Source organism: Myxococcus sp. CA039A, from assembly GCF_013336645.1.
GTDB lineage: Bacteria > Myxococcota > Myxococcia > Myxococcales > Myxococcaceae > Myxococcus > Myxococcus llanfairpwllgwyngyllgogerychwyrndrobwllllantysiliogogogochensis.
In genome coordinates, this window is sequence record NZ_JABUMQ010000468.1 from 1 (window position 1) to 6,550 (window position 6,550).

Below are 6,550 nucleotides of genomic sequence, written 5' to 3' on the forward strand. Positions count from 1 at the left end.
GACGTGGGAGCGACCGGAGCCGGGGGGCTTCGAGTCGGGCAAGGGGCTCCCGTGAACCCACGATGATTTGAGCAACGCGGCTCTCGTGCGGCAACGGGAGTGGCTGTTCGGGCTCCCCGATTTGTTGGGGGATGAGTCGGGGGCCTTTTCTTGATGCGGAGCCTCTCTTTAAGAGGGGCATCGGGTGCTCGGGCTGTTGGGGGATGGCCCGAGTCCCTTTCTTTTGGAAGGACAGTGGCGAGGACTGAAGCAAGAAGGGCCCCGGACCGTTGGGGGATGGTCCGGGGCCCTCGTCTTTTCAGCGTCGCGCGTCGGGCGTCGGGCGCGCGGGTGACGGTGACTACGCCTTGGCCTTGGCCAGCGTGTCCTTGGCCACCTTCACCACGTTGTCGACGGTGAAGCCGAACTTCTGCTGGAGCGCCTTGATGGGAGCGGACGCGCCGAAGCTGCGCATGGCGACGATGCCGCCCTGGAAGCCGACCCAGCGCTCCCAGCCGAACGCCGCGCCCTTCTCCACCGCGACGCGCGCGCGCACGGTGGGAGGCAGCACGCTGTCGCGGTACTCCTGCGACTGGCTCTCGAACAGCTCCCACGAGGGCAGGCTGACGACGCGGGACTTGATGCCCTCGGCCGTGAGCTTGTCGTGGGCGTCCAGGCACAGGGATACCTCGCTGCCGGTGCCGATGAGCACCACCTCCGGCTTGCCGCCCTCCGCGTCCGCCAGCACGTAGCCGCCCTTGGCGACACCAGACGCCGCGCCGTACTTGCTGCGGTCCACGGTGGGCACGGCCTGGCGGGTGAGGACGAGGACGACGGGGTGGCTCTTCTGCTGGCCGATGACCCTCCACGCCTCGACGACTTCGTTGGCGTCGGCGGGACGCAGCACGATGAGGCCGGGGATGGCGCGCAGGCTGGCGAGCTGCTCCACGGGCTGGTGCGTGGGGCCGTCCTCGCCCAGGCCGATGGAGTCGTGGGTGAAGATGTGCAGCGCGGGCAGCTCCATCAGCGAGGACAGGCGGATGGCGGGGCGCTCGTACTCACTGAAGATGAGGAACGTGGCGCCGTAGCCGCGCACCTTGCTCAGGCACAGGCCGTTGACGATGGAGCCCATCGCGTGTTCGCGCACGCCGAAGTGGATGTTGCGGCCGGCGTGCTCGCCGGGCTTCATGGACTCGGAGCCGGTGATGTACGTCTTCGTGGACGGGTTGAGGTCGGCCGAGCCACCCACCAGCCACGGGTAGTGCTTCGCGACGGCGTTGAGCACCTTGCCGCTGGACTCGCGGGTGGCCATGCCCTTGGCGTCGGTGGGGAACGTCGGCAGCTCGGAGTCCCAGCCCTTGGGCGCTTCACGGCGCTGCATGCGCGTCAGCTCGTCGGCCAGCTCGGGGAACTGCTTCTGGTACTCGACGAAGCGCGCATCCCACGCCTCGCGCAGCTTCTTGCCGCGGGCGCCCATGCGGTCCTGGAAGCGCTCGCGCACGCCCTCGGGGACCAGGAACTTGGCGTCCTCGGGCCAGCCGTAGTTGCGCTTGGTGCCCTTGATTTCCTCGTCGCCGAGCGGCTCGCCGTGAGCCTTGGACGACCCCTGGAGCTTGGGGGCGCCGTAGGCAATCTGGGTGGTGACGATGATGAGGGTGGGCTTGCCCCGCAGCGTCTTGAAGGTGTGGAGGGCCTCGCCCAGGACGGTCAAATCGTTGGCGTCCGGCACGCGCAGCACGCGCCAGCCGTAGCCCTCGAAGCGGCGGCCCACGTCCTCGGTGAAGGCCAGGTCGGTGCTGCCGTCGATGGAGATGTGGTTGGAGTCGTAGAGCCAGCAGAGGTTGGGCAGCTGGAGGTGGCCGGCGATGGACGCGGCCTCGGACGCGACGCCTTCCATGAGGTCGCCGTCGCCGCAGATGGCGTAGACGTCATGGGAGAACATCTCGAAGCCGGGCTTGTTGAAGTGGCCGGCGAGCCAGCGGCTGGCGATGGCCATGCCCACGCTGTTGGCCACGCCCTGGCCCAGGGGACCCGTGGTGGTCTCCACGCCGCTGGTCCACCGGTATTCGGGGTGGCCGGGGGTGGCGGAGTCCAACTGGCGGAACTTCTGGATGTCCTCGAGCGAGACGCTCAGGGCGTCCTCGACCTTGTAGTCGCGGGTGACGCGCTTGACGCCGGCCAGGTGGAGCAGCGCGTACAGCAGCATGGACGCGTGGCCGTTGGAGAGGATGAACCTGTCGCGGTCCGGCCAGATGGGGTGGGACGGGTCATACCGGAGCTCTTGCTGCCAGAGCTGGTAGGCGACGGGGGCCAGGGACATGGGAGCCCCCGGGTGGCCCGAGTGGGCTTGCTGTACCGCATCCATGGCCAGGGTGCGGATGGTGTTGATGCTCAGCACGTCCTGCTGATTGTCGGTCGTCATAAGGTCCTCGTGCTCCGGGCTCACGCGCGGCGCACCATGCCGTAACTGACGCCGGGGCGCCGCACGAAACGAGCGCCCCTGGCTGCCCGCAGTCCTTCAGTCCACGGGCCCCTGGAATTCCCTGCCCCGGAGGGGGGAGGCGAGCGACTTCAGCGCCGCGCCGCCGCGCCCTTCACGGTGCGTCCGCGAGTCAGGTGGGCCACCGCCTCACCCAGCCCCTCCACGGTGAGGGAGAACATGGGGAACACCTGGGCAATCATCGCGATGGAGCCCGAGCGCCACGAGCCCATCGGCTCCGGGTTGAGCCACACGTTGCGCTCGAAGTGCTGGGCCAACTGCATCAGCCACGTCAGCCCTTCCTGTCCGTCCGCCTTGTAGCGCCCCTCGGCGTCCGTGCGGATGGCCAGCTCGTACGGCGCCATGGACGCATCGCCCACCAGGACGAGCTTGTGGTGCCGTCCCACCTGCGCCACCAGCTCCGGCACCGTCATGCCGCCGGTGAGCTGGGGCGTGGCGTAGAGCTTTCCGTAGACGCAGTTGTGAAAGTAATACGTTCGCAATTCCTTGAAGTGCGTGGCCTGGCTCGCGACGGAGAACAGCCGGCTCATCACCGCGGCGTAAGGGTCCATGGAGCCGCCCACGTCCATGGCCAGCACCACGCGGGTGTTGGGCCTGCGCGGAGGCCGCGTCACCACCTCCAGCTCGCCCGCGTTGCGAGCGGTGGCGGAGATGCTCTCGTCGATGTCCAGCTCGTCCGGCGCTCCGTCTCGAGCGAACGCGCGCAGCTTGCGCAGCGCCACGGCCATCTGCCGCGTGTCGAGCACCAGGTCGTCGCGATACCCCGCGTACTTGCGTGCCCCCGCCTGCATCATCGCCATGCCCTGCTTGCCGCCGGCCTTGCCCCCCACGCGCATGCCGCCGCGCGAGAAGCCGTTGTTGCCGAACGGTGACGTGCCGCCGGTGCCAATCCACCGGTTGCCGCCGTCGTGGCGTTCCTTCTGTTCGCGAAGGCGCTCCTCGAACAGGCGACGAATCTCCTCGGGGTCCAGCGCCTCCAGGAGCGCCATCTCCTCGGGCGTCAGCTGGGGCCGCTCGCGCGCCTCCTCCAGCCAGGACATCAGCTCCTGCGTCAGCTCCAGGCCCGCGGTCTCCACGCCCTGGAAGTGGGAGAGGAACGCCTGGTCGAACGAGTCGAGCTGCGTCTCCGAGTGGACCAGGAGCGCGCGCGCCACGTGGTAGAAGCCGTCGAGGCTGCTGTCATGGAGGCCCGCCTTCAGGGCTCCCGCCAGGGCGAGCGCCTCCTGCGCGCCCACCTTCACGCCCCGTCGCCGCAGCTCGTAGAAGAATGGCAGGAACATGGCTCAGGCCCGTGAGCGCCGACCGCGTCCGAAGGCCTCGGCCACGGAGACCAGGTCCTGCTCCTTCTTCAGCAGGGCGCCGAGGAACGGCAGGTTCTCGTCCAGCTTCAAGTCGTTGATGCCCTGGGCCTTGAGCACGGCAATCCAGTCGATGAGCTCGCTGGTGGAGGGCCGCTTGCGCAGACGGGTGAAGCCGCGCAGCTCGTAGAAGACCTTGAGGACCTGGTCGGTGAGCGCGGCGTCGAGCCCCGGGTGGTGCACGTCGACGATGCGGCGCATCAGCTCCGCGTCGGGGAAGTCGATGAAGTGGAACACGCAGCGGCGCAGGAACGCGTCCGGCAGCTCCTTCTCGTTGTTGGACGTAATCACGACGATGGGGCGGTGTTTCGCGGCCACCTCGTCGTTCGTCTCGGTGACGCGGAAGCGCATCCTGTCCAACTCGTGGAGCAGGTCGTTGGGGAACTCGAGGTCCGCCTTGTCGACCTCGTCGATGAGCAACACGACGCGCTCGGGGGCGGAGAACGCCTCGCCCAGGGGGCCCATGCGGATGTATCGGCGGATGTCTCGCACGTCGCCGTCGCCGAAGCGCGAGTCATACAGGCGCTGCACGGTGTCGTAGACGTACAGGCCGTCCTGCGCGCGGGTGGTGCTCTTCACGTGCCAGGTGAGCAGCTTGTGGCCCAGGGCCTGGGCGATGGCCTCCGCCAGCAGCGTCTTGCCGGTGCCCGGCTCGCCCTTCACCAGCAGGGGGCGCTGGAGGGTGAGGGCACAGTTGACGGCGGCCTGGAGGCCCTCGTGGGTCAGGTAGGAATCGGTGCCTCGGAAGCGGACGGAAGGAGGGGCCGGAGTCATGTCCCGGCTCCTTTAACATCCACGACGTCGCCGCGGGGGCTCGGGTCCATCCCTGGGAGGGGGCTGCTCGGCGGGCCGCTGTCCCTCCCTCCGGGGCACGTCAGACCCTTTACCTATTCTCGTTCGTATCCCAGCAAGGCCAAGGAATGCGGTGGGTCGCGTTCTTGGTGGGAATCCGAGTGCTTGGAGGCATCCGTCGTGGGTCACCCGTTCGTCGTCACGTTGTTGTTTGTGTGGGCGCTCTCCTCGATGGTGCGCTCGTGCCCGACGGCGACCGCCCTGCTGTCCGAGCGCCCCGTGACGGTGGAGACCCAGGCCTCGGTGATGCCCAAGCCGGTGGTGGAGACGGTGCCGTCGCCTCATGTTCCAGGCTGATACGTCTGTTTCAGGATGGCCCCCGGGTCTGAGACTTCTGCTCGGAGCAGGACCCTGGGGAGGGGGTTGGGGCTGAAAATCGCTCGGGGGATGACCGTTGGCGCGCGTCGTGCAGCGGATTTCCCGCCGATAACCCAGGACGGCGTATATCCTCCCGTCACATGTCCATTGCGAACGAGCTTGGAGAGATGTTCCGGCGCGAGCTGCAGTCCCAGCTAGTGCCTTTGCAGCAGGCGGTGAATCGGTTGGAGGAGGGCCTTGAGGCCCTGGACATGCTGCGTTCAGTGACGTTCCGCCTGGCGCCGCTGACCAGCCGGTTGGGTGCGCTGGCGGGAGTGCGTCCCGCGGCGACGACGCGGCAGGCGGCGGTGTTGCCGGCGCCGGCGGTGAAGCGTGGCAAGCCGGGACGTCGTCCCACGGCGCAGGTGGAGTTGCCGTTGGTGGCGACGCGAGCTGCGGCGGCGAAGGCGCCGGTTGCGGTGGCGCGTGGAGCGAAGACGGCGGATGGCTCGCGTTCGTGCGCCATCATCGGGTGCAAGCGCCCCAGCCGTTCGAAGGGGTATTGCTCGGCGCACTACCAGAAGCTGCGGTTGCTGATGCGCACGGACCGTCGTCCGACGGCGTGGGTGGATGACGCCCGGCCGCAGTCGGTGCAGGACGTGAAGCTGCCGCGCGGTCGTGCGGCGAGCAAGGCGCTGCAGGAGTCCCAGCCGGTGGCCGCGAAGCGTGGCGCGTCCCGGTCCAAGACGGCGGCGCGTGGCAAGAAGGGCAGGATGGCGTAGCTGAGCGGAGTCGCGGAAGGCTCGCGCTCCACTCGCTGTCCATTCGAGGTGGGCTCCTGAAGTGAGGGAGCCCGCCGCCCCGTTCGAGTGTCCCTGAGGAGGGCCGCTGCGCGAGGCGTGTATCCGGTCCACCCAACCCAATCCAAGCGGAGGCGTGCTCGCAAGCACGACGCCCGACAGGCCCACCGACGTCCTGAGCCGCGAGCCGCCCTGTGAGGCGATGTGCTCGGGTGCAAGGGAGAGGACGCGAATGGGTGTGTCGCGCTCCTGCCCTGCGAGCCGGCGTGTGCCGAACACCCCGGGAAGTCCCTGGTTCTTCGGGGCGGGAGAGCGTCGTCCAGGCGGGCGTGTGGATGGCGGACAGCGGGGCGCGGGCTCCCGTTGACAGTAAGGGTCCCGTGATGGGATTCGGGCGCCATGAGTGAGCAAGGCTATCCAGTCACCGTGGCGGTGCGGCGCCCTGATGGGCGAGTGGAACAGGTGCGAGTCGGCACGGCGTTCAAGAATGAAGAAGGCTTCACGCTGAGGATGGGCGAGTTGTCCATCGGCGGAACGCCGGATGCGGCGTCGGCGGCGCCTCGTCGCGCGGCGGCGCCCAGTGGCGGCGGCGGTGGCGGCGGCGGGGACGGAATGGTCTTCCCGAACTACGGCCGCAGCAAGGGCGCGCCGGTCGCGGGCGCGAGCATGCAGGACCTCGAGTTCTATGCGAACGGCGCGCGCCGCTCGCTGAACGACCCGAGCAAGTCGCGCTGGCACGACAAGGAGCGCCAGTTGCTGAGCGC

General features: G+C 68.7%; 6 protein-coding genes. 3 read left to right on the plus strand and 3 right to left on the minus strand.

Annotated elements, in window-relative coordinates; translation table 11 throughout:
- Window positions 1-340 precede the first annotated feature (340 nt).
- The 3 genes from tkt to HR086_RS43540 all read right to left on the minus strand — a co-directional run bounded on the left by tkt (window position 341) and on the right by HR086_RS43540 (window position 4,611).
- Window positions 341-2,401: a transketolase gene (tkt, locus tag HR086_RS43530; protein ID WP_174468585.1), complete on the minus strand. Its 2,061-nt coding sequence runs from the start codon at window positions 2,399-2,401 to the stop codon at window positions 341-343.
- Window positions 2,402-2,550: 149 nt separating this feature from the next.
- Window positions 2,551-3,759, minus strand: a complete 1,209-nt coding sequence (locus tag HR086_RS43535) for a VWA domain-containing protein (protein ID WP_174456217.1) — start codon at window positions 3,757-3,759, stop codon at window positions 2,551-2,553.
- A 3-nt stretch (window positions 3,760-3,762) separates the two neighbouring features.
- Window positions 3,763-4,611, minus strand: coding sequence for a MoxR family ATPase (locus HR086_RS43540; RefSeq protein ID WP_141647660.1), 849 nt, complete (start codon window positions 4,609-4,611; stop codon window positions 3,763-3,765).
- Between the two features lie 198 nt (window positions 4,612-4,809).
- On the opposite strand from HR086_RS43540, the gene HR086_RS43545 reads away from it, so the two are divergent.
- From HR086_RS43545 to HR086_RS43555, 3 genes are all read left to right on the plus strand, one after another.
- Window positions 4,810-4,986, plus strand: coding sequence for a hypothetical protein (locus tag HR086_RS43545; RefSeq protein WP_174468586.1), 177 nt, complete (start codon window positions 4,810-4,812; stop codon window positions 4,984-4,986).
- 161 nt (window positions 4,987-5,147) lie between these two features.
- Entirely contained in the window at window positions 5,148-5,768 is a 621-nt protein-coding gene (locus HR086_RS43550) for a vegetative protein (RefSeq protein WP_174456219.1), read from the plus strand.
- Between the two features lie 417 nt (window positions 5,769-6,185).
- Window positions 6,186-6,550: hypothetical protein (locus HR086_RS43555; RefSeq protein ID WP_174468587.1), on the plus strand; the 365-nt coding region annotated here is incomplete at its 3' end.